Origin of the sequence: Halomonas sp. N3-2A (assembly GCF_002216165.1) — a bacterium.
Taxonomy (GTDB): domain Bacteria; phylum Pseudomonadota; class Gammaproteobacteria; order Pseudomonadales; family Halomonadaceae; genus Vreelandella.
On sequence record NZ_CP022286.1, the window covers coordinates 4,685,656 to 4,711,697 of the forward strand.

Sequence of the window (26,042 nt, forward strand, 5' to 3'; positions counted from 1 at the left end):
TCTGATCAGGTAATTCATTGTGAGCGCTTACCGCGAGGGATGATGCATCGTTTAAGGAGGTGATCCAGCCGCAGGTTCCCCTACGGCTACCTTGTTACGACTTCACCCCAGTCATGAACCACACCGTGGTGATCGCTTTCCCGAAGGTTAAGCTAACCACTTCTGGTGCAGTCCACTCCCATGGTGTGACGGGCGGTGTGTACAAGGCCCGGGAACGTATTCACCGTGACATTCTGATTCACGATTACTAGCGATTCCGACTTCACGGAGTCGAGTTGCAGACTCCGATCCGGACTGAGACCGGCTTTTCGGGATTAGCTGACTCTCGCGAGCTCGCAACCCTTTGTACCGGCCATTGTAGCACGTGTGTAGCCCTACTCGTAAGGGCCATGATGACTTGACGTCGTCCCCACCTTCCTCCGGTTTGTCACCGGCAGTCTCCTTAGAGTTCCCGGCATTACCCGCTGGCAAATAAGGACAAGGGTTGCGCTCGTTACGGGACTTAACCCAACATTTCACAACACGAGCTGACGACAGCCATGCAGCACCTGTCTCTGCGTTCCCGAAGGCACCAAGTGATCTCTCACAAGTTCGCAGGATGTCAAGAGTAGGTAAGGTTCTTCGCGTTGCATCGAATTAAACCACATGCTCCACCGCTTGTGCGGGCCCCCGTCAATTCATTTGAGTTTTAACCTTGCGGCCGTACTCCCCAGGCGGTCGACTTATCGCGTTAACTTCGCCACAAAGTGCGCTAGGCACCCAACGGCTGGTCGACATCGTTTACGGCGTGGACTACCAGGGTATCTAATCCTGTTTGCTACCCACGCTTTCGCACCTCAGTGTCAGTGTCAGTCCAGAAGGCCGCCTTCGCCACTGGTATTCCTCCCGATCTCTACGCATTTCACCGCTACACCGGGAATTCTACCTTCCTCTCCTGCACTCTAGCTTGACAGTTCCGGATGCCGTTCCCAGGTTGAGCCCGGGGCTTTCACAACCGGCTTATCAAGCCACCTACGCGCGCTTTACGCCCAGTAATTCCGATTAACGCTTGCACCCTCCGTATTACCGCGGCTGCTGGCACGGAGTTAGCCGGTGCTTCTTCTGCGAGTGATGTCTTTCCTAATGGGTATTAACCACTAGGCGTTCTTCCTCGCTGAAAGTGCTTTACAACCCGAGGGCCTTCTTCACACACGCGGCATGGCTGGATCAGGCTTTCGCCCATTGTCCAATATTCCCCACTGCTGCCTCCCGTAGGAGTTCGGGCCGTGTCTCAGTCCCGATGTGGCTGATCATCCTCTCAGACCAGCTACGGATCGTTGCCTTGGTGAGCCATTACCTCACCAACTAGCTAATCCGACATAGGCTCATCCAATAGCGAGAGCCGAAGCCCCCTTTCTCCCGTAGGACGTATGCGGTATTAGCCTGGGTTTCCCCAGGTTATCCCCCACTATCGGGCAGATTCCTATGCATTACTCACCCGTCCGCCGCTCGTCAGCGGGTAGCAAGCTACCCCTGTTACCGCTCGACTTGCATGTGTTAGGCCTGCCGCCAGCGTTCAATCTGAGCCATGATCAAACTCTTCAGTTTAAAATCATTGTGATGCTTACTCGTCACCCGGCTTCGTGACAACGACTACCGAATGCGATTGTGGTTTGATCACGAATGCCAGCGCCGCAAAAGGCACAGCTGCAAGGCCAAGCGCGATAAAGGCCACCCGCCAGGAGAACAGCGCGGTCAGTAGCGCCCCCAAACCAGGACTCATGATCATGCCAAGCGTCAAACCTGCCGAAACGAAGGCTATGCTACGCACCGCGTTGGTGCCCCCTGCATCGCTGGCGATCGCAAAAGCAACCGGCAGCATCCCGGCACTCGCCGCGCCGGTCAGCACGCGAAAGAACAGCGCCATCTCAAACGTCGCAGCGAGGCCAGTCCCCATAGAGGCTGCGGCGAAGAGAATTGACGCCGGGATGAGAATCCTCATTCTTCCATACCGATCCGACAACACGCCGAAAAAGAATGCACAAGCCGCATTGGCCAAGCTGTAGGCCGTGACAAAGAACGTCACGCTTTCCGGCCTCACGGATAAGTCGTTGCCGACTGGTGTGAGAATGGGCCCAAGCAGTAGTTCATCGGCACCGACGAGGAACGCGATGAAGAACAGCGTGACATTTTGGGCCCAAATCACTGTAGCTCCTCGATAAGTCGTGGTGATGGTCTTATCGTTGCGCAGAAACCAATACCATCATGGGACGCTCCACCTCTTCGGCCAGCGCCGGGTTTGCTTCGATCTGTTCCGCAGTTGGTCCCCATTCATTGACATGGCGAATAGCAAAACCAGCAGCCATCAGCGCGTTCAATGTGGTGCCCAAGGTCCGGTGGTATTTTACCACCCCGTCAGCCAGCCAGTTGCTGACGCGCTTACCTTCGTTTTGATAGTTGTTGACCGCCCACGACCGCTGACCTTCATCATCGGTAAGCCAGCCCTGACGTACCGAGCAGGTGTAGATTGGGTGCTCGGTCGTGAAGACAAACCAGCCGCCGGGTTGCAGCGCCTGATAGATGGTGGCAAATACCGGAGCGAGGTCGGGCAGGTAATGCAGAGCCAACTGGCTGTATACCAAATCGGTTGCCTGGCTCGGCAGTGCGAGCTGTTCAAGATCACCGCGTTGGTAGCTGATGCCGTTGTCATCGGTGAGCTCCCGTGCCCGTGCTAGCATTTTTTCAGACAAGTCGACACCAAGTACTTCGGCGGCTCCTGCCTCTCGCGCACTGCGGCAAAACCAACCGTACCCACAGCCGAGATCGATGACCCGTTTTCCGGACAGATCCGGGAGCATGGCCTGAATAGACGCCCACTCCGGGGCGGCCTCCAAACCGAACTGAGAGCGTGGCAGTTGGGCATAACCGTCGAAAAAGGCCTGATTGTCGTAAATGTTTTGAGACATATTGAACTCCGAAAGTAATTTAGATCGCCTCAAAAATGAGACAAAAAAAAGCGAGCAAGGGAAAGCCCTGCTCGCTCTATGAAGCTGCCTGAAGGCAGCTTCAACGAAAAGGGCCTTGGATGAGTTATCATCCAAGGCCCTGATTAATCGCCACACACATAGACACCTCTATCTTCACAGACGAGGCATACGAGCATCGTGGCGATGAATGTAAGGAGGCTAAAGCTCCTGATCAGGCTCTGAACAACGCTTCATCGCAAGCAATTGTCAGAGCTAACTCGGGTAACGAGCTGATCTGAATCGTACGTATTTTGCATACCAAGCCAATCAAATAGGTGAGTATGCGTGACTTTTAACACTTTTAGCGAAAAATGTCAATCGGCGTTTTCTTTTATGTCGTGCGAGATTCTGTGGCTTGGACTTCCCCCAGTTTAGTAGACACGCATCGATAACTCCGCAGGAGGAGCAAAACGATGCCGGAAATGATCACGGGGAAGAAAACTCAGCAGTACAGCACTGAGTTCAAGGTGAAAGCAGTGGAGTGGAGTCATCAGGCCCACCGTAGCGTGAAAAGCGTCGCGGAAGCGCTGGATATTCACCCGATGATGCTGTCACGCTGGCGTAAAGAGTGCCGTGAAGGAAAGTTCGCCATGAAACGGGTTAAAAAAGCGCCAGAAGATGCCAAAAAGAACATCCAGGAACAAGATGAGATTGGCCGCCTGAAACGCCGGATATCGGAGCTTCAGGAGGAAAACGACATCCTTAAAAAGTTTCAACGTTTTCAGGCCGAGGAACGACGGAAGCGTTCCGGTTCATCTGGAAACACCGACGAGAACACGGCGTAAAGGCGCTGTGTCGACACCTGGACGTTTCGCGATCCGGGTACTACGCCTGGGTTAATCTACTACCAAGTCAGAGAGCGGCAGAGAAAGCAGATCTGCTGTTGAAAGTCCGGAAGATTTTTAACGAGAGCAAAGGCCGATATGGCAGTCCCAGGGTCTACCAGACTCTGCGCAGAGAAGGCCTGGTGATTGGAGAGAATCGGATCGCGAAAATCATGCGAGAGTGGGGCATGAAAGCTCGTGTCATGCGGGTTTATCGCCGGATGACAAAGCGGCGAGAGGACTTAAAGGCGTTGCCCAACTACCGTCTGGATGCGGAGAAGCCTGTAGGAATGAATCAACACTGGAGCAGTGACGTCACCTACATCAAGCTTGGCAAGAAGTACGTGTTCCTGGCGGTGGTGCTGGATCTGTATTCACGCCGGGTTATCAGTTGGCGCTTGGGAGAAAGCCTGAGTGCAAACTTTACCCGGGCGACTCTGCGTGATGCCTTTAAAAGCCGCAACCCGGACTCTGGCCTGCTGTTCCATACGGATCGAGGTATTGAGTACCGAGCCCACAAAACCCAGGCATTGCTGAGACAGCATCAGGTAAAGCACAGCATGAATCGGCCTGGCCAGTGTACCGACAATGCTGAGGTCGAGTCGTTCTTCAAGACGCTCAAGGGAGAACTGCTACACGCCACCAGTTTCGTGACGATGCGCCAATTACGGAAACATATAAAAGCCTATATTGAGGGCTTTTATAATACCCAACGGCTGCACAGTGGCCTTGGTTACCGGCCCTGGTGATCACCGACAGCGAAGGCAACGTGGTCAACGCCACGGCCACCGTGGGTGCCGACGGCAGCTACACCACCACCGAAGACCTCAGCAGCCTGGTCGACGGCGAAATCACCGTGGACGCCAGCGCCGAAGACCGCAACGGCAACCCGGTCAGCGACAGCGACAGCGGCGAACTCGACGCCACCGCCGGTACGCTCGACGTCACCCTGGGTGACCTCAGCGACGACACCGCCGTGGAGATCAGCGGTACCACCAGCGACGTCGCCGACGGCGAGACCGTCACCCTGGTGATCACCGACAGCGAAGGCAACGTGGTCAACGCCACGGCCACCGTGGGTGCCGACGGCAGCTACACCACCACCGAAGACCTCAGCAGCCTGGTCGACGGCGAAATCACCGTGGACGCCAGTGCCGAAGACCGCAACGGCAACCCGGTCAGCGACAGCGACAGCGGCGAACTCGACGCCACCGCCGGTACGCTCGACGTCACCCTGGGTGACCTGGCCGACAACACCGCCGTGGAGATCAGCGGTACCACCAGCGACGTCGCCGACGGCGAGACCGTCACCCTGGTGATCACCGACAGCGAAGGCAACGTGGTTAACGCCACGGCCACCGTGGGTGCCGACGGCAGCTACACCACCACCGAAGACCTCAGCAGCCTGGTCGACGGCGAAATCACCGTGGACGCCAGCGCCGAAGACCGCAACGGCAACCCGGTCAGCGACAGCGACAGCGGCGAACTCGACGCCACCGCCGGTACGCTCGACGTCACCCTGGGTGACCTGGCCGACAACACCGCCGTGGAGATCAGCGGTACCACCAGCGACGTCGCCGACGGCGAGACCGTCACCCTGGTGATCACCGACAGCGAAGGCAACGTGGTTAACGCCACGGCCACCGTAGGGGCCGACGGCAGCTACACCACCACCGAAGACCTCAGCAGCCTGGTCGACGGCGAAATCACCGTGGACGCCAGCGCCGAAGACCGCAGGCATCCACCGTGTGCGCTTCATTGCTTGACCCTATAACCCGAAGGAGTCTGGTATCTCGCAATGATAACGATTGCCGGATACGCTTGAGACGTATCACAAAACAATTACGTATAAACGTTTTAAAAACGTTTATGTCAGCATGATATACATTGTTAAAGAGCGACTGTTCGATGAACAGTGATAAGGCAACGCAGTCTCAGCGTTTGACTTATCAATGGTCACAAAACATCAACAAACGGTTGGTAAAATACAACATAATGGTGGAGCCAAGCGGGATCGAACCGCTGACCTCCTGCGTGCAAGGCAGGCGCTCTCCCAGCTGAGCTATGGCCCCATTTTTTTTGCCGACCTAACCTCTTGCCATTAATTTCTGTGAGACAAGGCAAAATGCAACGACGTATAGCCTGCTATACGAGGAGCATTTTAACGCAGTATCACAGGAATTTGGTGGGTCTGGGCAGACTTGAACTGCCGACCTCACCCTTATCAGGGGTGCGCTCTAACCAACTGAGCTACAGACCCAAGAGGGGATCGTGCTTAAACCGTTTGCTCTATTATCTGATCAGGTAATTCATTGTGAGCGCTTACCGCGAGGGATGATGCATCGTTTAAGGAGGTGATCCAGCCGCAGGTTCCCCTACGGCTACCTTGTTACGACTTCACCCCAGTCATGAACCACACCGTGCCGAAGACCGCAACGGCAACCCGGTCAGCGACAGCGACAGCGGCGAACTCGACGCCACCGCCGGTACGCTCGACGTCACCCTGGGTGACCTCAGCGACGACACCGCCGTGGAGATCAGCGGTACCACCAGCGACGTCGCCGACGGCGAGACCGTCACCCTGGTGATCACCGACAGCGAAGGCAACGTGGTCAACGCCACGGCCACCGTGGGTGCCGACGGCAGCTACACCACCACCGAAGACCTCAGCAGCCTGGTCGACGGCGAAATCACCGTGGACGCCAGCGCCGAAGACCGCAACGGCAACCCGGTCAGCGACAGCGACAGCGGCGAACTCGACGCCACCGCCGGTACGCTCGACGTCACCCTGGGTGACCTCAGCGACAACACCGCCGTGGAGATCAGCGGTACCACCAGCGACGTCGCCGACGGCGAGACCGTCACCCTGGTGATCACCGACAGCGAAGGCAACGTGGTTAACGCCACGGCCACCGTGGGTGCCGACGGCAGCTACACCACCACCGAAGACCTCAGCAGCCTGGTCGACGGCGAAATCACCGTGGACGCCAGCGCCGAAGACCGCAACGGCAACCCGGTCAGCGACACCACCAGCTTCTGATTGCTGAATTTCGGCTTCAGCTCGCGCTCATAGACCGAACGGCGCATATCGCGGGTGGAGTCGGCCATCTGGTAGCCGCGCAGCCACTTCTCCGCCCAGGCACCAAACGTCTCCGCATCTTTCACTCGCGCCTTGTCACGGGCCTTCTCCTTGGCCGGCGACTTGCCAGCCGCAACCATCTTCTTGGCGTCATTCAACTGCTCACGGGCTTCAGCCAAGGTAATGCCACCGACGCCATAGCGACCAAAGGTGATGGTCTCCTGCCGTCCGTTGATTGAGTAGTTGTAACGAAACGAGATGGAGCCGGCTGGAGTCACGGCCACATAGAGACCTTCTCGGTCATTCACCTTATAGAGCTTGTCCCTGGGCTTGAGATTTCGCAGCTTGGTATCGGTCAGCATGTAGTGTGTCCCTCTTCATTCTCGATACCATGCTGAAAAAATGCCAAAATCACATCATTTTTTCCATACAAAACAGCAAGTTATAAAAACTTGATACCATGAACACATAAGAAAATGTAGCATGGTATCGGCATCAATCATGGCATCATCAACGGATAGTACCAGCTTTGATGCCATGCTCAAACGGCTCCAGCTCCGCCCAGAAGCTGAAATCGCCACGCCGCACGCCTTCGCCCTTCGGCCCGGCCACGGTAAGCACCGCCGGCACCGTGTCCAGGCCGTCCAGTTTGGCGCGGTTGGCGCCGTCGGTGACCACCACCTTGCTGCCGGCGATGTCCAGACGGTGGCCAATGGCCTTGGGCCCGAAGGCGGTGAACAACGGCTGATACACGGCGCCCAGGCGCCAGGTGCCGAGGATGGTGATCAGCAGTTCCACGCGGCGCGGCAGCAGCCCGGACACGCAATCGCCGGCGCGCACGCCCTGGCCGTGCAGAAAGTCGGCGAAGCGTGCCGACCAGCGTTGCAGTTCATCGAAGGTATAGCGCTCGCGAGCGCCGCTCTCGCCTTCCCAGAACAGCGCGATGCGCCCGGGCAGAGCGTGTCGGTCGCAACATTCCACGCAGGCGTTCAGGCTGTGCAGGGAGCCGGCCAGGTTGGCGTCGGCGAACGTCTGGTAATCGAAGCCGTCGGCGGCCTGTTGATAGTCACGCATAAAAACTCTCCATGGCAATTCACGGCGGTGAATTGCCGTTTGTTATTGGTCTCCGCATGGAAATGAGGCGTCCCTCGAACTCAGCCGAGCCGAAGTAGAAGCACTGGGCGATACCCCACAGAGCCTGACCACCCAGTACGGCGAGCTGACCCTGAATGGCTACAGCCAAGCCGCTGACGGCACCATCACTCTCGACTACAGCTATGAGCTGACCACGGCACCGAGCGAGAACGTCGATGACCTGATGGACAGCCTTACCGTGACCGCCACCGACGGTGATGGTCAGAGCAACAGCGACGACCTGAACATCAAGATCGTCGATGATGCGCCGACGGCGACCGATGACACCAACGCTGTGACCGAAGGCGATGACACCACCAGTACTGTCGAGACCAGTGGTAATGTGATCGGTGGTAGTGATGCCTCGTCGGGTGATGTCGAAGACTCCCAAGGCGCTGACGGTGCCACGGTCACCGCGGTGACCAGCACTAATGTTCCCGCTGCCGAAGCCACTGAGACTGACGGCACGCTGGTGATCGACGGTGAATACGGCACGCTGACGATCAATGCGGATGGTAGCTATACCTACACACTCGACAACGCCAACCTCACGGTCCAAGGCCCGCTTTGGGGCGCAACCCGAAGGGCCGGGGCCGTTTTCGCGCAATCCCGCGTTGCGATTCGCTTGTGTGGCGGCCCACACCGTGCTCACCGCGCCTTGTCTTGCGCGAAAACGGCCTCCGGCGCGACCATCAAAATTAGTGTGAACAGGCCCTAGGAGAGACCCGTTATGGATCGCATGCATTTCGGCCAACACAGTTCGTCCCAGTTCAACGAAGCCCTGGAGTCGATCCGCAACCATTTAATGGAGATGGGCGGGCTGGTTGAAAAACAGGTGGTGGATGCGCTCGAGTCGTTGTTACACGCCGACTCTGGCCTGGCTGAAAAAGTGATGCACACCGAGGAAAAAGTCGATCAGTTGGAAATACAGATCGACGAAGAGTGCGCCCGGGTGCTTGCCCTGCGTCAGCCCGCTGCTTCGGACCTGCGATTGATCATCGCGGTGTCGAAAGCGGTGTCCGACCTGGAACGCATCGGCGATGAATCAGCCAAGATCGCCGCCATGGCGTTGCAGCTTTCCGAACAGGGAGAGTCGCCGCGCGGTTACGTGGAAGTACGCGGTGTCACCGAAATGAGCAACGGCAACCTGGACGCGGCCTTCTTCACCTCCGGCGTGCCCAACTCCAGCATCACCGGCCTGATGCAGACCAACGACGTCACCTTCGTGCCCGTCGATGGGGATGTGGCCGACAAATTGCTCGAGGCCTATCCGTATTACGAAAGCTACACGATCCCCGCGGACAAACCCGAGCGCTACGGCCTGGACAACGCGGTGACCACCGTGGCGATCCGCAATATCCTGATCGTGCCGGCCTCCATGGATGACGGCGTGGCGGAAGAACTGACGCAACGCTTCGACGACTACTTGCAGTCCGACAAGGTCTCGGTGGGCGCGCTCAAGGACATCGATCCCGCCAGCATGGACCAGAACCTGGTGGTGCCGCTGCACCCCGGCGCAAAGGCCTACTACGATGGCCGCGCAGGCACGGATGACGCCAGCAACGACTGAGGTCTGAGCGACTCACGCGCCAATGCGCAAGCTTCGCGGCTGGTGGTGGTGGCCGGTGCTGATCGTGACCGTGGGGGCCATTTGCTCGACTTCCGGGTGCATCGGTAACGTGACCGACTCAAGAACATTTCCGAGTGATTGACAAATCGCCGTAAAATCCTGCTCTTTAACAGCTGTAATCATCGCTTCGACATCCGGTCGTTTGGCCGTCGTCAAATCGAGTGCGCCATAAACGTCTGCCGTCGACACACCAATCGTTGGTTTCGCAAGCACGACCCAGCACGGAGGCGGAGCAATCAATTTTTCAAGCTTTTCACCACGTCCTGTCGCGATCGCCGTCCCACCCATGACACAAAACGGGACATCCGAACCGACTTCCGCGCCGATTTCTGCGAGTTGTTCGAGCGTCAATCCGAGCTGCCATCAAGCATTCAAACCGCGTAATGTCGCGGCAGCGTCACTCGATCCACCCGCGAGACCGGCTGCGACCGGAATTTGTTTCTCAAGGTAAATCTCTACTCCAGCCTGGATGTTAAATTTTTTCTTCAAGACGGCTGCCGCCTTGTAAGCCAAGTTCCGCTCATCGTTCGGAACATAGGCGTGCTGGGAGTATCCCGAACTTGAGGATGACTATCAGAGAATCGCGGTTTCTTTAGGCGGGGCTCGTAACCAGATTATCATCGGTGGGAAAGAGATAAATGTTACTGCCGGTGATATTAAAAGCCGGCCCGTTCTAGATGGGTATTTTACGAAGGGGCTCTGAGAGGCCGCAGAAAATGCTCAGTCCGCTCAAACTTTTTCTGTCAGGGGCGCAACGAGCACTGCCGAAGCAGCGGTGCGTGATATTGGCAAGCGGATGTTTCCGGGCTTGTAGGGAGGTTCGCGTCAAGACCGGCGCGCAATCGAGGCTGGACTAGGTGCGGCCTTTCAGTAAGTTGTTCGCTCGGGGCGTATCTGGAAGATTGGAGATGCGAACCCAATCCGCCTTCTAGAAGCCCAGAATGTGAACTGCCTCGGGACGATTCAGGTGGTGCTATGCACTTTCTAAGCGATGTTTTGGCACTTATGCCACTAAGTCGGGCTGACCCAGACGACCTAAATAGGGGAGCCAACCGTAATTCGCATGAACCGACCCGAGGATCAGGTCCAGATGGACATGATCGACGATATGATGGAGCGTCAACGGGAGCACGCTGCCCTGGCGCAACTGGAAAGCCGGCCGTTGGCCACCGTCGATCACTGGCTACGCTACGGCCAGTTGCTGGCCGCCACCGGTCGCCTGGACCGCTCCGAGGAAGTGTTCCGTGCGCTGGTGGACCAATGTGGCACCGACCGCAGCCACCATGGCTTGGGCATGGTGCTGCTGAAAAAGAACGATGTGAACGGCGCACTGAACCATCTGCGCATCGCCCGCGAACGCACGCCGGCGTCCGCCGAAGTGCGCAACGATTACGGCTACGTGCTGCTGGTGGTCGGCTTGCCCGAAGAGGCCGCCTACGAACTGCGCACCGCCATGGAGCTGGGCAACGGTGAAGGCCCGGTACGTCAGAACCTGGCGGTGGCTTATCTGCTCACCGAAAACTGGGCGGGCCTGCAATGGATGACCCAGCAATACAACTTCACCGGCGATGAGCATCTGGTTGAAAAACATGAGATTGAAGTACGAGAACGGGGAAACACGACGACGTATTACGATCATGCGAATAAAAAACGAGTACGAGACAACAAACTCGGGGCAGATTATGAGAGGGAGGTCATCAAGGATGGGTTTGAAAGACCAATTGAAGGCGAAAGAACAAACGATGGTGAAGTCAGAGGATACACCGGAGTATCACGTGGAGAACAAACAGGAAGCACCACTCCATCGGACGCAAGAACCCTTGATTCAGAACGAACAGGAGCTTCTGATGCGTCTGAGAGCCGTCGAGGGCTATCTATCGACCGTCCTGCAGGAGGTCGTTCAGAAAGAGATGACGTTCCAACAGGAAATCGAGAACCTCGTTCAGATCAGCAAGGACACCGAAGAAGTGACGCATTTGATCATGAAGAATTCAACCGAAAGCTTGAGCAGTCGAAGCAAGGAACTCGAAAAGCATACCAGCAGCATAAACGGACAACTTCAGGCATTGATCGAAACCAAGCGGCGACCGGTTTGAAAAAGCTTGGTCTGTCGGCGAATCAAGTCACAATCATTTCCGGCATCATCGGAGGGGCAACAGGATTCTTCGTCTACAATGACATGATGGGAATTGCGATTCTCTTATTGTGGATTTCTGGAATGCTTGATGTCGTCGATGGGACGATGGCACGTCGCGAAAAACCGACAGCGATTGGAACGATTCTTGATCTTGTACTAGATCGAATCGTCGAGTTGTCCGTGCTGATCGGGATTGCGCTTCGTTTTCCGGAAACACAAATCGTCATGCTCTTTTTAATTGCGTCCTTTGTCATCGGTATGACGATGTTTCTCGCGATTGGGGCAGTCAGTGAAAATTATGGCATCAAGTCCTTCCAATACCAGCCGGGTCTCGTTGAACGGACAGAGGGGTTCTTGTTTTTAACGGCAATGCTGTTATTCCCAAGTGCAATCATCTGGATTGCGATCGTCTTCTTGATTGCAGAGCTGTATACGGTCTACACGCACACCGCCAGCGGCACCGATGGCAACTACGACCTGACCTTTGTGGACGGTGCTTTAACCATCGACAAGGCAACGGCCACCGTTACCGCCAATAGCGACACGACCACCTACAACGGCGGCAGCCAGAACGTCAGCGGCTTTACCGCCACCGGCCTGGTGGGTGGTGAAAACGCCAGCGTGCTGGCAGACGTAACCACCACCGGCGGTAGCGGCACCGACGCCGGTACCTACACGCACACCGCCAGCGGCACCGATGGCAACTACGACCTGACCTTTGTGGACGGTGCTTTAACCATCGACAAGGCAACGGCCACCGTTACCGCCAATAGCAACACAACCACCTACAACGGCGGCCTGCAAAACGTCAGCGGCTTTACCGCCACCGGCCTGGTGGGTGGTGAAAACGCCAGCGTGCTGGCAGACGTAACCACCACCGGCGGTAGCGGCACCGACGCCGGTACCTACACGCACACCGCCAGCGGCACCGACCTTGATCTCGCCCACCAGCTCGAAGTCCTCGAGCTGCTCGAGCATCTCAACCGGACGGAAGGCCGGACGATCGTCATGGTGTTACATGATTTAAATCAGGCCGCCCGTTTTGCCGACTACATCATCGCGATGAAAGAAGGCGAAGTCGTCAAAGCCGGAACGTGCGAGGAAGTCATTTCGCATGACGTCTTAAAAGAAGTATTCCATATCGATGCCGAAATCGGTCGTGATCCACGGACGAATAAGCCGATGTGTGTCACCTACAACTTAATCAAGGGAGATTAACCACATGAAGAAACTAGTACTCTTACCGATTTTATTACTCTTAACGCTCGTCATCGCCGCCTGCGGCAATACAGATAAAACAGAAGATACGTCTTCCGATACAAAAAAAGAAACGATCACCTATAAATCGGAAGAAGGTGACGTCGAAGTCCCGGCTGATCCGAAACGCGTCGTCGTCCTTGCCGGTTTCGCCGGAAACGTCAACGGTCTCCGGCGACCATATGGCCGGCCTGTTCCAGAACGACATAACGTGCCTCGGGGATTAGAGTGAGCAACTCTGTTGCGCCCCGGTCACTAAGAACATCGCTGTAGTAGCCACGTATCAAAAGCACCGGTACGTCCAACTGGCGGGCCGCCAGCTCCAGCCTTGCGCGGTCGAACATGCTCCCGGCCTTGGTTGGCGCGTTCGCGTGGTTGAGAAAAGCTGGGTCCCAGTGCCAGTAAAACCGGCCATTACTGTGTTGCCGCAGGTTTTTGCGTAGCCCGGAGAGATCGTTTGATGGCGGGCGGCGCGGGTTGTAGGCGGTGATAGCATCGCGTACCTGCTCCAGCGTTTCGAATCCGTCCTGATGATGACGCATGAATTCGATGATCCGGCGGACGCCCCGAGGTTCCAATCTTGGCGCCACGTCGACCAGTACCAGCGCCTCGCAATCCAGGGAGGCGTCTTCGCCAAGTGTAAGCAGATCGACTTCTTGATCGCGCCCTTTGTTGCCGCGGATCCGATCCATCCAAGATGGTTTTGTCGCCGCAATTTCCGCGTCCATTTGACTGCGGACGAGTTCGATATCTGATTTTTCCTTGACGATGACATAAAAATCTTCTTCACGGTGCCCCTGAATATGCAATTCATCCATTTTCGAGATTAACTCTTCTTCCGAGTAATACGTACCGATGTATTGTTTCGTTTTCATATGAATCTCCCCTTATGTTCGTTTTGTCGTACAACGTATCCTTATAAGGAGTATTTCCTGTTTCTCTGTAAAATATGCCAACAAGTCGGCTCTTCCATAAAAAAATAATCTATTTGACATGTTTATTCGCCAATCAGCTTTAATCCGACCGTCGCACTAAGAATCAGACCGATACATACTATCCGCTTCCAGTCTTTCGCTTCCTGATAAAAAATCATACTCAGTACTGTTCCACCGGCTGCCCCGATTCACCACGTTGCCTTCGCTGTCGGTGATCACCAGGGTGACGGTCTCGCCGTCGGCGACGTCGCTGGTGGTACCGCTGATCTCCACGGCGGTGTTGTCGGCCAGGTCACCCAGGGTGACGTCGAGCGTACCGGCGGTGGCGTCGAGTTCGCCGCTGTCGCTGTCGCTGACCGGGTTGCCGTTGCGGTCTTCGGCACTGGCGTCCACGGTGATTTCGCCGTCGACCAGGCTGCTGAGGTCTTCGGTGGTGGTGTAGCTGCCGTCGGCACCCACGGTGGCCGTGGCGTTGACCACGTTGCCTTCGCTGTCAGTGATCACCAGGGTGACGGTCTCGCCGTCGGCGACGTCGCTGGTGGTACCGCTGATCTCCACGGCGGTGTCGTCGCTGAGGTCACCCAGGGTGACGTCGAGCGTACCGGCGGTGGCGTCGAGTTCGCCGCTGTCGCTGTCGCTGACCGGGTTGCCGTTGCGGTCTTCGGCAGAGACATCTTCCGGTAATGTTTCGGGATCCGGAAGATGAACGGCTGGAAATTATCATTAGACAACAAAATGAAATCCTGCGAAGGTTGGGTGGTGAGTCGTGGGAGAGTGCAAGGCAATTCGTAGACTCGAATCCATCTTTAGTCCAGCACAAAAAACAGTTCTTTACGTCATGCTTAACGGGGTTTATAACTGCCCGATCTGCAAAAAGTTACACCAATTACCAAACAAATGGGAGAGTGAAAATTATGAAATGGTTGAAACCTGAATTTTTGACGTTTGTTGTAGGTGCGGTTGTCGTAGTGCTCAACGAAAAGTTTGGCTGGGGGTTGACAACGGAAGGTGTAATCGCATTCTTTGCAACGGTTGGAGGGTATCTCCTGCAACAAGGAATCGTCAATGTAAAACGTGGACAACCGTTAAGTTTCAATGGTTTATCCGTGAACAGCCGGAAGTTGATTTTTACGCTTGTCGCTCTTGACCGGCACGGCCCCTCCGCCACAATGCGCTGGCTTGCAGCTTGCAGCTTGCAGCTTGCAGCTTGCAGCTTGCAGCTTGCAGCTTGTTACTTCCCCGCTTCGGTGCCTTTGGCCGGGTCTCCGGCTTGTTCGTGGTGGGTGGCGGCGAGGGCGGTGTCGAGCTCCGGGACGCGGGTGATGCGTTGAATTGCCTGGCTGATGTCGGGGCTGAGGATGCGGCGGGCTTCGTCGTCCAGGGTGCGCAGGGTGTCGCCGAAGGTGAGCTGTTGTTGAGGGTCGAGATCCACCAGGCCGGCTTCCACCAGTTGGCCGATAAAGTTGCGCAACACCACCTTGTCGAAAAATTCCGGTGAGTTGAATTCATAAAGCAGAGAGAGCCGTTGCGCGGTGTGGTGCGCCAGCTCGCCGAGCTGGTCGGTGGTCAGCCGGCCGCTGCCGTATTGCACCAGCAGGCGGATGGTCAGGGTACTCAGCGCCTTGAGCGCGGCTTTCAGATACTCCACCGTGAAAGCCCGGCTGGCCTGCAACTCAAGAATCGTTGCGTCGGTGTACGAAATGTAGCCGGGCGCTGCGTCGAGTTCCATCGGGCAAGGTTCCTTTTCTTTTTAATTCAACGCGGCCGCCTTTGCTTGCCTGGCTGCACAAGCGTTTGAGGTGGCGTAGCGTCCGTCTTGCCCCTACCTTCCGCTTTCTTTCTTTGCCATCTGCCTGCCATTCACCCACGTGTCACCCACGTGTCACCCACGTGCCATCCGCGTGTCACCCACGTGTCACCCACGTGGTGCGCTATCCAACAGTGCGGTCCGCAAGGCGTTTGCTGGCGGGCGGTGAATGGAGAGTATGAAGGCTTGGAAGAGCAGCGGGTATCAGACATCCCAGTAAGTAGGTGTGCGATATTGTCCCGGTTTGTTGTGCGCCATTGCTTGGTTGATCGTCCCGTTCGCTGCGCGAAACCTTCTACATGGACGAGTACGACAAGCTCGCCGAAGAAAACGACAACTTCGAATGGCACCTGGCGCTGTCCGATCCGCTGCCCGAGGACAGCTGGGAAGGCCCCACCGGCTTCATTCATAACGTGGTGTTCGAGAACTATCTCAAGGAACACCCGGCGCCGGAGGACTGCGAATACTATATGTGCGGCCCGCCGATGATGAACGCTTCGGTGATCAAGATGCTGGAGGACCTGGGCGTCGAACCGGAAAACATTCTGCTCGACGACTTCGGCGGCTGATCGCCAGCGGCGCCGCCCGGCGCGCCCCCGGCCACTGCGGCCGTGGCGCGCGCCCACTTTCCCTCTTTCTCTCCGTGTGCACAGGCCAACCCCATGGGCATTCTTTCCGTTTCCCCCAGCCGTTGCTTTAACGCGCTGCTATGGGCGTTACTGTGCGTGGCCTTGCTCAGCGCGTTTATGTTGATGCTTACGGCGAATTCGAAGGTCTTTATCCGATGTTGTCCGAAGGTCCGGACCAAATGAAACGTGTCTCACAGATTAAAAATCATAAAACACTCCATGCCGTCGACCGGATTCTCATATTTACACCGGATACGGAACGCCCCGACTTCCAAGCATCACTCGCCCGCTATGACTCGTGGCATACACCGTATGCAATTGTCACGCTTGGAGATGTAACAGAGACGCTCGAGCGCTCCATCGCACCACTCGCCTTAAAATTCAATAAAGGGTTGCTCCCGGCTGAAGACGGCTCGCGTCACGGGTTGCCAAGTCTTGCCCTCGGAGCCTTTTTGCTGACACATATCTTGACGCAACTGCAAGAGATGACGGAAGAGTGGGCTTGACGCTTTTCTTCTATAATAATGACTGCTGAATCCTAGATACGATCTTTGCAAAAATTTAACCGAGTATCACTCCCGCCTGCCGCAGGGCGAACGCCAGAACGCCATTCTGGTGCCGCAGAAAGGCATCACCCGCGAGCCCAGTGGTGACGCGTCGGCGCTGGTGATCGGCGCGGACAACAAGGTCGAGAAGCGGCAGGTCACCACCGAGCGGACGGTGGGCAATCAATGGCTGGTCAGCGACGGTTTGAACGCCGGCGACAAGCTGATCGTGGACGGTTTACAGAAACTCGCCCCCGGCGCGCAGGTGAAACCGGTGCAAATGGACGAAGAGAAAGTTACCGCGCCCAAGGGCGAGCCCAAGGACGCCGAAGGCGAAGATGTGGCCCCCGAGGAAGCGCAACAAAACGGTAACGGCCAATCTCAACAGGGCGCGCAGTCCGGTGCCGGTAACGGCGCGGCGTAACGGGGAGCATCATGGCCAATTTTTTTATTGATCGACCGATCTTTGCCTGGGTGATCGCCATCGTCATGATGGCCCAGTGCGTGGATTCCGTGGGCGTGGGGTTCATGTTCGCGCCCTCGCACCACAGTGCCATGAAGTACGCCATTGGCCCGCGCAAGGAACTGGGCATGCGCACCCTGTTCAATATTCTCGGGCCGATGACCAACCCGGCCGGTGTGCAAAGGCTGGTGGTGGGCGTGTTCTCCGACAAACTGTGCCGGCCGATGGCCGAGGTGATGGGCCGGTTGGGCGCGGAGCATGTGATGGTGGTGCACGGCCTGGACGGGCTGGATGAAATCAGCCTGGCGGGGCGAACCCATGTGGCCGAATTCGAGGACGGCCAGGTAAGCGAATACAGCCTCACCCCCGAGGATCTGGGCATCGATTCCGCCTCTCTGGTGGGCCTGGATGTGACCGACCCGAACGCCTCGCTGGCGCTGATTCGTGACGCCTTCGGCAAGCGCCGCCAGGCGGTCGCCGGCAAGGCCGCGGAGTGGCCGCCTCTTCATGGACCGGCTCGGGCTTGAACACGCCGTTGTCCAGATGCTGATTGACCATGGCCACCGCCACCTGCTCGATCAGCGGCATCATTTTCAAGGTAGTGAGGGTCAGCTTGGTGGTCTGCACCGACCGGATGCCACCGGACATACCCCCGTAGCTGACGAACGCGACGGGTTTGTAGTTCCATTCGTTGTAGACGTAATTGAGCGCGTTGACCAGCGCCGGGGTCGGCCCGAAATTGTATTCCGGCACCACCAATACATAGGCATCCGCGCTGTCGACGCTGGCCGCCCAGCGCTTGGTGTGGTCGTGTTGGTAGTTCTGCTGGCGCGGATGATGGGGCTCGTCGAAAATCGGCAGCGCCATCTCCGCCAGGTCCACCAGATTCACTTCGAAAGCCCCGTGTTGGCGGGCCGCCTGATCGAACCAGTCCGCCACCGCTTTACCGACCCGCTCTATCCGTATCGCCAGCCACGCCGACGGACAGGGCGCCGGCGCTACGGCGCCAGGCTGCGCAGAATCAGGTTGGTCACCGCCGCCAGCCGACGCTCCTTCTCGCGCGGGTCGGTGAGCTTAAGCAGCACCGGCTGGGCGTACACCGACGCCGTCGAGCGGATTGCCGTGCACACCTCATCCAACGGCGTCTTGCGCTCGAACTCACCGCTCTCGCGCCCATCCGACACAATCTTCTCGATCACCTCATAGATGGCCCGATCATGGGCCTCGGTGACCTGCCACTCATTCTCGATCGCCGCCACGATGATGTCGTGCAACCGCCGCTCACGCAGAAATACCTTTAAAGACTGCGCCAACAGGCACTGCAGCATAGCCCGAAGGCGTTTGGTAGCCGGCGCATCGCGCTCCGCCACCTCGCGGATCGCCACATCGATCTTCGCCAGGCACATGGCGCACACCTCTCGCGCAGGCCCGGCGGGTCCTCAACCGACTTGCCACCGTGGGCCACCGCCACGTCATGAAACTCCTTCACCTGCTCCGGCGAGCCGCACTTGAAACCAATGGTGCCACCGTTGGCGCCGCAGGCCGCCTCGCCATTGATCGGCTGGGTGACCGCCAGGGTGTTGCCTTCGTGCCGGTAGAACAGCCGGGTATGGCCAGCCGCCGTCTGGTGACGCACCGGCTCACCGGCGCCGAGCACGCTCAGCACCGCGTCGTAGAAGCGCTTGGAGCGCTCGATGTCGTTGGAACCGATCATGATGTGGTTGAACACGTTTTCTCTCTCCTTAGCCTCCGGCATGGTGCCGGGCTTTTTGTTGTCGGGCCGTCACCCGGAATCGACCCGGTCGACATGAGACTGTATCGGGTTAAAGGCCAGCGCGCGATTCGATGTTGCCACTTCTTATTTGTACTCTAAACAAGTTACCCTGCCCGTCCACCAGCATGTAGCGCAGCGAGAACGGCTGCGCCATGCGCACGATGGTGTCGTAGACGGCGGAATCGCCGTGCGGGTGGTATTTACCGATGACGTCACCCACCACACGGGCGGATTTCTTATAAGGTTTGTTCCAGTCGTTGCTGAGCTCGTGCATGGCGAACAGCACGCGCCGGTGCACCGGCTTAAGGCCGTCACGCACATCCGGCAGGGCCCGGCCCACGATCACGCTCATGGCGTAATCCAGGTAGGATTGTCTGAGCTCATCCTCGATATTGACGGGAGTGACTTCTTTCGCGAGGTCCGTCATGGCGTTCCTTATTTCCCTCGGTGACGTGGACAGCGCCGTGGCGACGCCCGGCCTGAGTGTCGGGTAGTGATACCGGCGCCGCCGGGCCGATCAAATCAATGGCTCGGGGGCGCCCTAAAAGCCATCGATGTTGCTGGCCCAGGCGCCCACCGGCATCGGCAAGACCGTGGGCACCCTGTTCCCGTTGTTGAAAGTGGCGCCGGCAAAAAAACTGGATAAGATCTTTTTTCTCAGTGCCAAAACCCCGGGCCGAAAGCTGGCGCTGGATGCGGTGCGCACCCTGATGGAAAAGCAACCGGACACGCCGCTGCGCACCCTGGAACTGATCGCCCGCGAGAAAAGCTGCGAGCACCCGGACAAGGCCTGCCACGGCGAATCCTGCCCGCTGGCGCAAGGCTTCTACGACCGCCTGCCCGCCGCCCGCGCCGCCGCCGCCGGCGAAACCCTACTGGATCGGCAACGGCTGCGTGAGCTGGCCCTGGAGCACAGCGTTTGTCCGTACTACCTGAGCCAGGAAATGGCGCGCTGGAGCGACCTGGTGGTGGGCGACTACAACTATTATTTCGACCTTTCCGCCCTCTTGTATGCAATGAAGTGTCCGCCGTCGCTCGTCACGTGCCGGTCCTCGGGGAGAAGTTCGCCGATGCGGGCTGCGGCGGCGCGTGGATCGAGCAGGCCGTCCGCGCAGAGCTCGGAGTCGCCGGTCGGGCGCGCACGGAGTGTGCCACCAGGCTCGAGGCCGGAGACAGCCGCCCGCCATCCGCCGGCACCTGCAGCTGCGCCACCGGCCGCGGCAATCGCGGCGGGAAGCGCCGTTGCGATGGCTTCGAGGGTCGCGCGGGCGTCGCCCTGTAAGAGTTGGTGAGTGATCGGGTGCTGGGTCTTGGGTGCAGCGACCTGCTCGGTGTCGATGCGGATCACGGTGGTTCCCGGCCCGAAGAGCTCGCCGAAGCGCATGGTGAACTGGTTCAGGCCAGCTCCGACGACGAGCGCGACATCTGCCTGCTCGATCACGGCCATGGCTTCGAGCTGTCCGAAGCCATACGCGTTCGTCTGCAGTCATCCTCTTCGGATAAAGAAGAGGATGATTTTATTTGAGTTTGAAAAAAACCTAAATATGAAGAAAAATAGAATGGAATTTCATAAAACGTTCACATTAAGCGAGCAGTAATAAAAGCGGATATGATACATTAAATGTGACGAAATGTAAGTGAACAGGAAAGGGGGAAATGATTTGCGTTTCAAACCATCCGATGTTCAAAGGACGAGAAACGAACAAGCGTATATCGATACGTTGGTCGTCCCATTGATACCGATCGGATTTGATGAATCGATGCATGCTTTTGCGGAATGTGCTGACATGACATTGACGGTTGCGTCAGAAGTCGAACGGCAACTGTCCGGTCGGGCGATGCTCCTTCCAGCAATGACGTATGTCGGTATACCGTCACTCGATCAATTGAACGGTTGGCGGGAAGCGGCATCTGCCGAGCGCCCGGCGCGCGCCCCTGTGGGTAGACCACCGTCACGTCCAGCACGGCGTCCAGGTCTTCGCCCAGCGCCGCCAGCACGAACGCCACGCCCCCGGCCTTGGGGCGCAGCAAATGCCGGTAGGGCGATTGCTGGCGGGCCTGTTTGGCTGGCGTGCAGCGGGTGCCTTCGAGAAAATTCACCACCGTGACCGGCATGTTCTTGAATTTTTCACAGGCGGCGCGGGTGATTTCCAGATCCTTGCCTTTGAGCTCCGGGTGCTTGTCGAGCACGGATTTCGGGTAGCGCTTCATAAAGGGGTAATCCAGCGCCCAGAACGCCAGCCCCAGGAACGGCACCCAGACCAGTTCTTTTTTCAGAAAAAATTTGAAATAGGGCGTGCGCCGGTTGAAGGTCTGCACCAGCGCGGCGATGTCCACCCAGCTCTGGTGGTTGCTGACCACCAGATAGGAAGGGGCTGGGGTGAATTAAAATTACAATTGGAAATTTTTCAAATACCTTATCTTAGGCTATTGGTGAAGCCTAGTTGCACTGGAAGATTCCAGTGAACTGAAAAATGTACCATAGAATGATCATGAAGAACAGCAGCAGCAGTGGAGTACAGGCAGCTGGAGCCTAGAAGACAATGTGTGTGCTATAAAGGGCAAGGCTGGAGAAGTGACCCAAGCCCTTGGAGGAGCCCAAAAGATCTTGAGTTGGATCCCAGACATTGGACAGTTGGAGTTTGATTTTGCTTCTCATTGTGACTGTGCCCTGAAGCTTTTCCCGCTTGAAGGAAGTATTTTAGTGGAGCCCACAGTTAAGAGACTTTTAATTGTAAAGATTTTGGATTGTAAGAGAGATTGAAATTTTAAGAATTTGCAAAGACTGTGGGACTTTTAAAGTTGTTTAGATCTTGGGGATGATTTGAACGGCCATTTTGGGCGGGTATTCATCGAGAGCTATGCTCAGCGTGGCGTGATTGAGCTGCAGACCGAAACCAACGTTCTAACATTCAATGGCGATGGCACCTACGACTACGGAGACGTCACTGGCCACAGAGTGGGCCTGGAAAGTACTCGCAGCACTTATCAGTCGCTTACCGAAGCCGGCTCCCAGGGCGAAAACATCGACATCTCCGAGCACGGCGATATTATTTCCGCCAGCCAAGAAGATGGGCAGCCCGTATCCACGGACGGCTTCATCAATGACACCTTCGATTTTATTGCTTTCGCGGAAAGTGAAAACGATGGCAACATCTGGGCACAATTCAATAAAACCTTGATGGTAAAATTACCCGACAGCGCGCCCAACGTTACCGGTAAGCAGTACCGGCTTATGCTTTTATCGGTGGGCCTGGAAGGAGCCGGCAAAATCACGGAAAATGAGAAAGACACACTTTAGGACGTGAAATATAGCGAGGAAAACTGAAAAAGGTGGAAAATTTAGAAATGTCCACTGTAGGACGTGGAATATGGCAAGAAAACTGAAAATCACGGAAAATGAGAAACATCCACTTGACGACTTGAAAAATGACGAAATCACTAAAAAACGTGAAAAATGAGAAATGCACACTGAAGGACCTGGAATATGGCGAGAAAACTGAAAATCACGGAAAATGAGAAATACACACTTTAGGACGTGAAATATGGCGAGGAAAACTGAAAAAGGTGGAAAATTTAGAAATGTCCACTGTAGGACCTGGAATAAGGCCAGAAAACTGAAAATCATGGAAAATGAGAAACATCCACTTGACGACTTGAAAAATGATGAAATCACTGAAAAACGTGAAAAATGAGAAATGCACACTGTACGAACTATGCCGCCTCATGTAACAGTCCAGGAGGTATGGGGGTTTGGTATATCAAAGGTGAAAGAAGGGGTGCTTGGGCTGAAAGGTGACCATCGTGTCTGGCAGGAATGGCGGGATGAACTAAAAGGATTTGATAGATGACCCCACTACAGAGTGTATTTTGGCTGGTCGCAGTTTTTGTGTTTCCTGCCAGCGCCTACCTTTCCTATTCTTTCTGGCAACATGGCTACTTTATAACGCTGGTTCTGGGGCTTTATGTACTGGTGGGTTTATATGATATCTGGTTCAGTCGACATACGCTTAATCGCCTGTATCCGGTCGCTGCCTATTTCCGCTATGCACTGGAATACATTGGTCCGGAGATACGGCAGTATTTTGTGGCTAATGATACCGAGGAACTCCCATTTAATCGTGAACAACGCGCCCTGATATACCGCCGCGCCCAGAACGTTCCAACCCTCATCAACAATCTCAATCCAGTGCCGCACCGGGGTGCGGGCGGCGGCGGCGAGATGCATCTGGCAGCCGATGTTGGCGGTGGCGATCAGGTCCGGGGCGCCACTTTCCAGGGCGTCCAGCGTGTTGTCGCGCAGTTGCCGGGCCATGTCCGGCTGGGTGATTGAGTAGGTGCCGGCGGAGCCGCAGCACAGGTGGGCGTCGGGCACCGGGGTCAAGTCAAAGCCGAGCCGGGTCAGCAGGCTTTCGGTGGCGCCGGCCAGGCGTTGGCCGTGTTGCAGGGTGCAGGGGCATTGGAAGGCCAACCGGCGGTTGTCGTGTACGGCCAGGGCGTCCAGGTTTTCCGCGGCCAGCACCTCGGCCAGGTCCCGGGTGTGTTCGCTGACCCGCCGCGCCTTGTCGGCGTAGCCGGGATCGTCGCGGAATAGATGCCCCACAGGTGGTTGCGGGCGATCTCGACTTTCTCTTCGGTGATGTAGCCGCTCAGGCGGATCATCTCCATGCGATCAAGCAACGGGCCGGGGATCGAATCCAGAGTGTTGGCGGTGCACACGAACAGGCAATGGCTGAGATCGAGCCGCTCATCCAGATAATGGTCGAGGAAATCCTGGTTCTGCTCCGGATCGAGTACCTCAAGCAATGCCGAGGCCGGGTCGCCCTGGAACGACTGGCCGAGCTTGTCGATCTCGTCGAGCATGATCACCGGGTTGGCGGTGCCGGCTTCCTTGAGTGCCTGGGTGAACTTGCCGGGCAGGGCGCCAATGTAGGTGCGCCGGTGACCCTTGATTTCCGCCTCGTCGCGCATGCCGCCAAGGCTGAAACGGTAGAACTTACGGCCCAGCGCCTCGGCGATGGAGCGGCCGATGCTGGTCCCACCAGCTTCTGCACGCCGCGGGTCGAGCGAATCGCGTGCCAGCTCTGGCCTTGTTCGTGCAGTTGAATAAACAGATAGCCCGGAATCAAGGGCTCGTGGCAACGGCGCCGGCGGCCGGCGCGCAGTTTTTCCACGCACAGCCGCGGCTGAAAACAGGTAAAACCCTGGTTTTCCAGGTTTTCCTGAGCGCGAAAGTTCTGGTTGGCGCGGCACTGGATCACATACCAGGCGGCGCCACGGGGTGAGGAAACGGCCATGACCGCGTCGTCTTTAGGCATAGAATTCAAGCATGCAAGCGGGCACGTTGCGAAGTGATGAAGGGGATGTAAAGTCTCGATACGAGCCACGCTTACTCATACCCTGTTCCTTATCCGGGAGCACAAAAAAAACCGGCCGGGAAGATAGCGATAACCACTGCTTGCCTCTGTCCCTGGGCCACGCAGGCGCGGGTGAAGAAGCCCATGAAGCCCAGGCGAACCCCGTGCGCCTTCTCGAAGGCGTCCTTGTAGTTCTTGCGCATGTCCATGATCGGCTTCATGTTGACCTCGTTGAAGGTGGTCAACATGGCCGCGTTCTGTTGCGCGGAAACCAGGCGCTCCGCGATGCGCTTGCGCAGGCGGGTCATCGGCACCCGGCGCTCTTCACGCTCGCCCGGTTCGGCGGCGGGAATCGGTGCCGCCTTGGGCGCCTCGGAGGCGGACGCCGGCTGGCCACTTTGTTTGCTGGCCAGCGCTTTTTCCACGTCTTCCTTGGTGATGCGGCCGGCACGCCCGGTGCCCTTCACATCGGCGGCGGAAAGACCGTGCTCGCTCATCATTTTACGGGCGGCGGGGCCAGCCTGGGCGTCGTCATCGCCCTCTTCCTGTTGTTCGGAAGAACCCAAGATGACTCAAACAAATCAGGACGTCGACCTGTCCGCGAAGCGACTCGATTTCACGCGCTGCTGCTTCGAACGGGTCTTCGATTGTCCACCCGAGCAACTCCTACAGTTCATAGTAAGGGGCCGTCAGACCAAAGACTCCGACGTTACCGGTCGGACGTTCCTGAATCATGCCAGACTTCGCGAACGGTGCTGTCATATTCGAGACGAGTACAGGGAACGTCGCTTCTGTATAGAGTGCCGCAAGCCAGTCATGGGGAAACGTGATTCCTTCATTGTTTCCGATCGTCACGGCAGTCGGTGCTAACTCATTTAAGAGATGGGTATTGATTTTTCCTTGCGTCGCTTCCGTCGCCGGTGCGACACGGTCTGCATGATCCCCTAAATCAAAGACAAGGGAGTCGTACGTCCGGTGTTCCTTGATGAACGACATATGCGCCCCGACGTCACCGGCGAAGGCCTGGGGTTCGTCGGCTTCTGTCTGGGCGGCAAGCTCGCTTACCTGACCGCCGCGCGCACCCGGGTGGCGGTGTCGGTGGGCTATTACGGCGTCGGCATCGAAAATCATCTGGACGAGGCCGCGGACATCCGGGGCCGCCTGGTGCTGCACTTCGCCGAACTGGATGGTTTCTGCGATGGCGCGGCGCGCGAACGCATCATCACCACGCTGGGCGGCACCGTCAGCCGGCTGGAAACCTTTGTCTATCCCGGTGTCGACCATGCCTTCGCCCGCCCCGGCGGCGACCATTACCACAAAGCCTCGGCGCTGATTGCCCATGAGCGCACCATCGCCGCGCTGAAACGGGAGATTGGCCCGCACTACGACCTCTCGGCGCTGTGGGAGGAGCACACCCGCCAGGAATTCGAGATCCACGGTGGCCGTGGCGTTAACCACGTTGCCTT

The 26,042-nt window shown here is 57.1% G+C and carries 24 protein-coding genes, 2 tRNA genes, 1 rRNA gene and 11 pseudogenes; 16 read left to right on the forward strand and 22 right to left on the reverse strand.

The window, feature by feature from the left end:
• Window positions 1-52 precede the first annotated feature (52 nt).
• From CEK60_RS21595 to CEK60_RS21605, 3 genes are all read right to left on the reverse strand, one after another.
• Window positions 53-1,587: ribosomal RNA gene (locus CEK60_RS21595) — 16S ribosomal RNA — on the reverse strand.
• Window positions 1,588-1,603: 16 nt separating this feature from the next.
• Window positions 1,604-2,185: an MFS transporter gene (locus CEK60_RS21600; protein ID WP_198361419.1), complete on the reverse strand. Its 582-nt coding sequence runs from the start codon at window positions 2,183-2,185 to the stop codon at window positions 1,604-1,606.
• Window positions 2,186-2,216: 31 nt separating this feature from the next.
• Window positions 2,217-2,945, reverse strand: coding sequence for a class I SAM-dependent methyltransferase (locus CEK60_RS21605; protein WP_089040768.1), 729 nt, complete (start codon window positions 2,943-2,945; stop codon window positions 2,217-2,219).
• Window positions 2,946-3,418: 473 nt separating this feature from the next.
• On the opposite strand from CEK60_RS21605, the gene CEK60_RS21610 reads away from it, so the two are divergent.
• The 3 genes from CEK60_RS21610 to CEK60_RS21620 are packed head-to-tail and all read left to right on the forward strand — an operon-like array spanning window position 3,419 to window position 5,603.
• A complete protein-coding gene (locus CEK60_RS21610; protein ID WP_198361420.1) occupies window positions 3,419-3,790 on the forward strand; it encodes a transposase in 372 nt (123 codons plus the stop codon).
• 5 nt (window positions 3,791-3,795) lie between these two features.
• A complete protein-coding gene (locus CEK60_RS21615) occupies window positions 3,796-4,578 on the forward strand; it encodes an IS3 family transposase (RefSeq protein WP_232471534.1) in 783 nt (260 codons plus the stop codon).
• The gene (locus tag CEK60_RS21620; RefSeq protein ID WP_089040770.1) at window positions 4,575-5,603 is read left to right on the forward strand and encodes a hypothetical protein; all 1,029 of its coding nucleotides are present in this window, start codon (window positions 4,575-4,577) and stop codon (window positions 5,601-5,603) included. The genes CEK60_RS21615 and CEK60_RS21620 overlap by 4 nt, the downstream gene beginning before the upstream one ends.
• Window positions 5,604-5,825: 222 nt before the next feature.
• Here CEK60_RS21620 and CEK60_RS21625 read toward each other — a convergent pair.
• Together CEK60_RS21625 and CEK60_RS21630 are read right to left on the reverse strand one after the other, a co-directional pair.
• Window positions 5,826-5,901: transfer RNA gene (locus tag CEK60_RS21625), tRNA-Ala, on the reverse strand.
• Between the two features lie 111 nt (window positions 5,902-6,012).
• A tRNA-Ile gene (locus tag CEK60_RS21630) sits at window positions 6,013-6,089 on the reverse strand.
• A gap of 126 nt (window positions 6,090-6,215) precedes the next feature.
• Between CEK60_RS21630 and CEK60_RS21635 the strand changes: the two genes are divergently transcribed.
• Entirely contained in the window at window positions 6,216-6,869 is a 654-nt protein-coding gene (locus CEK60_RS21635) for a hypothetical protein (RefSeq protein ID WP_198361421.1), read from the forward strand.
• Here CEK60_RS21635 and CEK60_RS21640 read toward each other — a convergent pair.
• Both CEK60_RS21640 and CEK60_RS21645 read right to left on the reverse strand, forming a co-directional pair.
• Window positions 6,761-7,270 (reverse strand): Arm DNA-binding domain-containing protein, encoded by a 510-nt coding sequence (locus tag CEK60_RS21640; protein WP_446718636.1) that lies wholly within the window; start codon window positions 7,268-7,270, stop codon window positions 6,761-6,763. The two genes, CEK60_RS21635 and CEK60_RS21640, sit on opposite strands and share 109 nt — an antisense overlap.
• A gap of 148 nt (window positions 7,271-7,418) precedes the next feature.
• A complete protein-coding gene (locus CEK60_RS21645) occupies window positions 7,419-7,982 on the reverse strand; it encodes an AMP-binding protein (RefSeq protein WP_089040772.1) in 564 nt (187 codons plus the stop codon).
• 244 nt (window positions 7,983-8,226) lie between these two features.
• On the opposite strand from CEK60_RS21645, the gene CEK60_RS21650 reads away from it, so the two are divergent.
• Entirely contained in the window at window positions 8,227-8,760 is a 534-nt protein-coding gene (locus CEK60_RS21650; protein ID WP_089040773.1) for a VCBS domain-containing protein, read from the forward strand.
• 12 nt (window positions 8,761-8,772) lie between these two features.
• Window positions 8,773-9,612 (forward strand): phosphate signaling complex protein PhoU, encoded by an 840-nt coding sequence (phoU, locus tag CEK60_RS22720; RefSeq protein ID WP_089040774.1) that lies wholly within the window; start codon window positions 8,773-8,775, stop codon window positions 9,610-9,612.
• Between the two features lie 12 nt (window positions 9,613-9,624).
• Here the strand turns inward: phoU and CEK60_RS22840 are convergent, their stop codons facing one another.
• Together CEK60_RS22840 and CEK60_RS23070 are read right to left on the reverse strand one after the other, a co-directional pair.
• Window positions 9,625-10,023, reverse strand: a complete 399-nt coding sequence (locus CEK60_RS22840; RefSeq protein WP_269768683.1) for a 4-(cytidine 5'-diphospho)-2-C-methyl-D-erythritol kinase — start codon at window positions 10,021-10,023, stop codon at window positions 9,625-9,627.
• Window positions 10,024-10,035: 12 nt separating this feature from the next.
• Window positions 10,036-10,185: a GHMP family kinase ATP-binding protein gene (locus CEK60_RS23070; RefSeq protein ID WP_446718637.1), complete on the reverse strand. Its 150-nt coding sequence runs from the start codon at window positions 10,183-10,185 to the stop codon at window positions 10,036-10,038.
• A gap of 577 nt (window positions 10,186-10,762) precedes the next feature.
• On the opposite strand from CEK60_RS23070, the gene CEK60_RS22465 reads away from it, so the two are divergent.
• Entirely contained in the window at window positions 10,763-13,027 is a 2,265-nt protein-coding gene (locus tag CEK60_RS22465) for an MBG domain-containing protein (protein ID WP_198361422.1), read from the forward strand.
• A 200-nt stretch (window positions 13,028-13,227) separates the two neighbouring features.
• Here the strand turns inward: CEK60_RS22465 and CEK60_RS21685 are convergent, their stop codons facing one another.
• From CEK60_RS21685 to CEK60_RS21700, 3 genes are all read right to left on the reverse strand, one after another.
• The gene (locus CEK60_RS21685) at window positions 13,228-13,941 is read right to left on the reverse strand and encodes a general stress protein (protein WP_198361423.1); all 714 of its coding nucleotides are present in this window, start codon (window positions 13,939-13,941) and stop codon (window positions 13,228-13,230) included.
• A 156-nt stretch (window positions 13,942-14,097) separates the two neighbouring features.
• Window positions 14,098-14,559 (reverse strand): hypothetical protein, encoded by a 462-nt coding sequence (locus CEK60_RS22230; RefSeq protein WP_157698070.1) that lies wholly within the window; start codon window positions 14,557-14,559, stop codon window positions 14,098-14,100.
• 673 nt (window positions 14,560-15,232) lie between these two features.
• Complete coding sequence (locus tag CEK60_RS21700) at window positions 15,233-15,730, reverse strand: hypothetical protein (RefSeq protein WP_232471430.1); 498 nt, start codon at window positions 15,728-15,730, stop codon at window positions 15,233-15,235.
• 350 nt (window positions 15,731-16,080) lie between these two features.
• Between CEK60_RS21700 and CEK60_RS21705 the strand changes: the two are divergent.
• The 4 genes and pseudogenes from CEK60_RS21705 to trpD all read left to right on the forward strand — a co-directional run.
• Window positions 16,081-16,377: pseudogene (locus CEK60_RS21705) on the forward strand (NADH:ubiquinone reductase (Na(+)-transporting) subunit F); the annotation flags it as partial.
• Window positions 16,378-16,517: 140 nt separating this feature from the next.
• Window positions 16,518-16,943: a DUF2529 family protein gene (locus CEK60_RS21710; RefSeq protein WP_198361424.1), complete on the forward strand. Its 426-nt coding sequence runs from the start codon at window positions 16,518-16,520 to the stop codon at window positions 16,941-16,943.
• A gap of 109 nt (window positions 16,944-17,052) precedes the next feature.
• On the forward strand, window positions 17,053-17,406 hold the full coding sequence (locus CEK60_RS22845) for an HlyD family secretion protein (RefSeq protein WP_446718638.1): 354 nt from the start codon (window positions 17,053-17,055) through the stop codon (window positions 17,404-17,406).
• A gap of 68 nt (window positions 17,407-17,474) precedes the next feature.
• Window positions 17,475-17,963: pseudogene (gene trpD, locus CEK60_RS21720) on the forward strand (anthranilate phosphoribosyltransferase); the annotation flags it as partial.
• Between the two features lie 46 nt (window positions 17,964-18,009).
• Here the strand turns inward: trpD and CEK60_RS22915 are convergent.
• The 4 genes and pseudogenes from CEK60_RS22915 to CEK60_RS21740 all read right to left on the reverse strand — a co-directional run.
• Window positions 18,010-18,417, reverse strand: a pseudogene (locus CEK60_RS22915) (NADPH-dependent FMN reductase); the annotation flags it as partial.
• 26 nt (window positions 18,418-18,443) lie between these two features.
• Window positions 18,444-18,851, reverse strand: coding sequence for a hypothetical protein (locus tag CEK60_RS21730; protein WP_157698071.1), 408 nt, complete (start codon window positions 18,849-18,851; stop codon window positions 18,444-18,446).
• Window positions 18,743-19,201, reverse strand: a complete 459-nt coding sequence (locus tag CEK60_RS22920; protein ID WP_332459878.1) for a VOC family protein — start codon at window positions 19,199-19,201, stop codon at window positions 18,743-18,745. The genes CEK60_RS21730 and CEK60_RS22920 overlap by 109 nt, the downstream gene beginning before the upstream one ends.
• Before the next feature lie 121 nt (window positions 19,202-19,322).
• A pseudogene (locus tag CEK60_RS21740) lies at window positions 19,323-19,646 on the reverse strand (DNA gyrase subunit A); the annotation flags it as partial.
• Between the two features lie 130 nt (window positions 19,647-19,776).
• Between CEK60_RS21740 and CEK60_RS21745 the strand changes: the two are divergent.
• From CEK60_RS21745 to CEK60_RS23075, 3 genes and pseudogenes are all read left to right on the forward strand, one after another.
• Window positions 19,777-20,238 (forward strand): annotated as a pseudogene (locus CEK60_RS21745) (ATP-dependent DNA helicase); the annotation flags it as partial.
• 269 nt (window positions 20,239-20,507) lie between these two features.
• Window positions 20,508-20,744: a hypothetical protein gene (locus CEK60_RS21750; RefSeq protein WP_089040778.1), complete on the forward strand. Its 237-nt coding sequence runs from the start codon at window positions 20,508-20,510 to the stop codon at window positions 20,742-20,744.
• 112 nt (window positions 20,745-20,856) lie between these two features.
• Window positions 20,857-21,039 (forward strand): annotated as a pseudogene (locus CEK60_RS23075) (DUF2487 family protein); the annotation flags it as partial.
• A gap of 100 nt (window positions 21,040-21,139) precedes the next feature.
• Here the strand turns inward: CEK60_RS23075 and CEK60_RS21760 are convergent.
• Window positions 21,140-21,589 (reverse strand): annotated as a pseudogene (locus CEK60_RS21760) (acetyltransferase); the annotation flags it as partial.
• A gap of 454 nt (window positions 21,590-22,043) precedes the next feature.
• Between CEK60_RS21760 and CEK60_RS21770 the strand changes: the two are divergent.
• The gene (locus tag CEK60_RS21770) at window positions 22,044-22,520 is read left to right on the forward strand and encodes a hypothetical protein (RefSeq protein WP_089040780.1); all 477 of its coding nucleotides are present in this window, start codon (window positions 22,044-22,046) and stop codon (window positions 22,518-22,520) included.
• 870 nt (window positions 22,521-23,390) lie between these two features.
• On the opposite strand, the pseudogene CEK60_RS21775 reads toward CEK60_RS21770, so the two are convergent.
• The 5 genes and pseudogenes from CEK60_RS21775 to CEK60_RS21795 all read right to left on the reverse strand — a co-directional run.
• A pseudogene (locus CEK60_RS21775) lies at window positions 23,391-23,819 on the reverse strand (heterodisulfide reductase-related iron-sulfur binding cluster); the annotation flags it as partial.
• Window positions 23,819-24,262, reverse strand: a pseudogene (locus tag CEK60_RS21780) (AAA family ATPase); the annotation flags it as partial. The pseudogenes CEK60_RS21775 and CEK60_RS21780, both read right to left, overlap by 1 nt.
• Window positions 24,263-24,303: 41 nt before the next feature.
• Window positions 24,304-24,537: pseudogene (locus CEK60_RS23080) on the reverse strand (transcription termination/antitermination NusG family protein); the annotation flags it as partial.
• Window positions 24,538-24,626: 89 nt separating this feature from the next.
• Window positions 24,627-25,142, reverse strand: a complete 516-nt coding sequence (locus tag CEK60_RS21790) for an E3 binding domain-containing protein (RefSeq protein ID WP_446718639.1) — start codon at window positions 25,140-25,142, stop codon at window positions 24,627-24,629.
• A 100-nt stretch (window positions 25,143-25,242) separates the two neighbouring features.
• Window positions 25,243-25,572, reverse strand: a complete 330-nt coding sequence (locus tag CEK60_RS21795) for a hypothetical protein (protein WP_198361425.1) — start codon at window positions 25,570-25,572, stop codon at window positions 25,243-25,245.
• On the opposite strand from CEK60_RS21795, the pseudogene CEK60_RS21800 reads away from it, so the two are divergent.
• A pseudogene (locus tag CEK60_RS21800) lies at window positions 25,573-25,884 on the forward strand (dienelactone hydrolase family protein); the annotation flags it as partial.
• Window positions 25,885-26,042: the final 158 nt, after the last annotated feature.

What these genes read in the sequence shown, in the direction of transcription:
- CEK60_RS22465 (WP_198361422.1), top strand. Translation starts at nt 10,763, where the DNA reads ATGGACATGATCGACGATATGATGGAGCGTCAACGGGAGCACGCTGCC.
- CEK60_RS21795 (WP_198361425.1), bottom strand. Translation starts at nt 25,572, where the DNA reads ATGTCGTTCATCAAGGAACACCGGACGTACGACTCCCTTGTCTTTGAT.
- phoU (WP_089040774.1), top strand. Translation starts at nt 8,773, where the DNA reads ATGGATCGCATGCATTTCGGCCAACACAGTTCGTCCCAGTTCAACGAA.
- CEK60_RS22920 (WP_332459878.1), bottom strand. Translation starts at nt 19,201, where the DNA reads ATGCCGGAGGCTAAGGAGAGAGAAAACGTGTTCAACCACATCATGATC.
- CEK60_RS21650 (WP_089040773.1), top strand. Translation starts at nt 8,227, where the DNA reads ATGGACAGCCTTACCGTGACCGCCACCGACGGTGATGGTCAGAGCAAC.
- CEK60_RS21685 (WP_198361423.1), bottom strand. Translation starts at nt 13,941, where the DNA reads ATGAAAACGAAACAATACATCGGTACGTATTACTCGGAAGAAGAGTTA.
- CEK60_RS21605 (WP_089040768.1), bottom strand. Translation starts at nt 2,945, where the DNA reads ATGTCTCAAAACATTTACGACAATCAGGCCTTTTTCGACGGTTATGCC.
- CEK60_RS21640 (WP_446718636.1), bottom strand. Translation starts at nt 7,270, where the DNA reads ATGCTGACCGATACCAAGCTGCGAAATCTCAAGCCCAGGGACAAGCTC.
- CEK60_RS21645 (WP_089040772.1), bottom strand. Translation starts at nt 7,982, where the DNA reads ATGCGTGACTATCAACAGGCCGCCGACGGCTTCGATTACCAGACGTTC.
- CEK60_RS21700 (WP_232471430.1), bottom strand. Translation starts at nt 15,730, where the DNA reads ATGGAACTCGACGCAGCGCCCGGCTACATTTCGTACACCGACGCAACG.
- CEK60_RS21730 (WP_157698071.1), bottom strand. Translation starts at nt 18,851, where the DNA reads ATGTGCCTGGCGAAGATCGATGTGGCGATCCGCGAGGTGGCGGAGCGC.
- CEK60_RS21610 (WP_198361420.1), top strand. Translation starts at nt 3,419, where the DNA reads ATGCCGGAAATGATCACGGGGAAGAAAACTCAGCAGTACAGCACTGAG.
- CEK60_RS21710 (WP_198361424.1), top strand. Translation starts at nt 16,518, where the DNA reads ATGGGCGTTACTGTGCGTGGCCTTGCTCAGCGCGTTTATGTTGATGCT.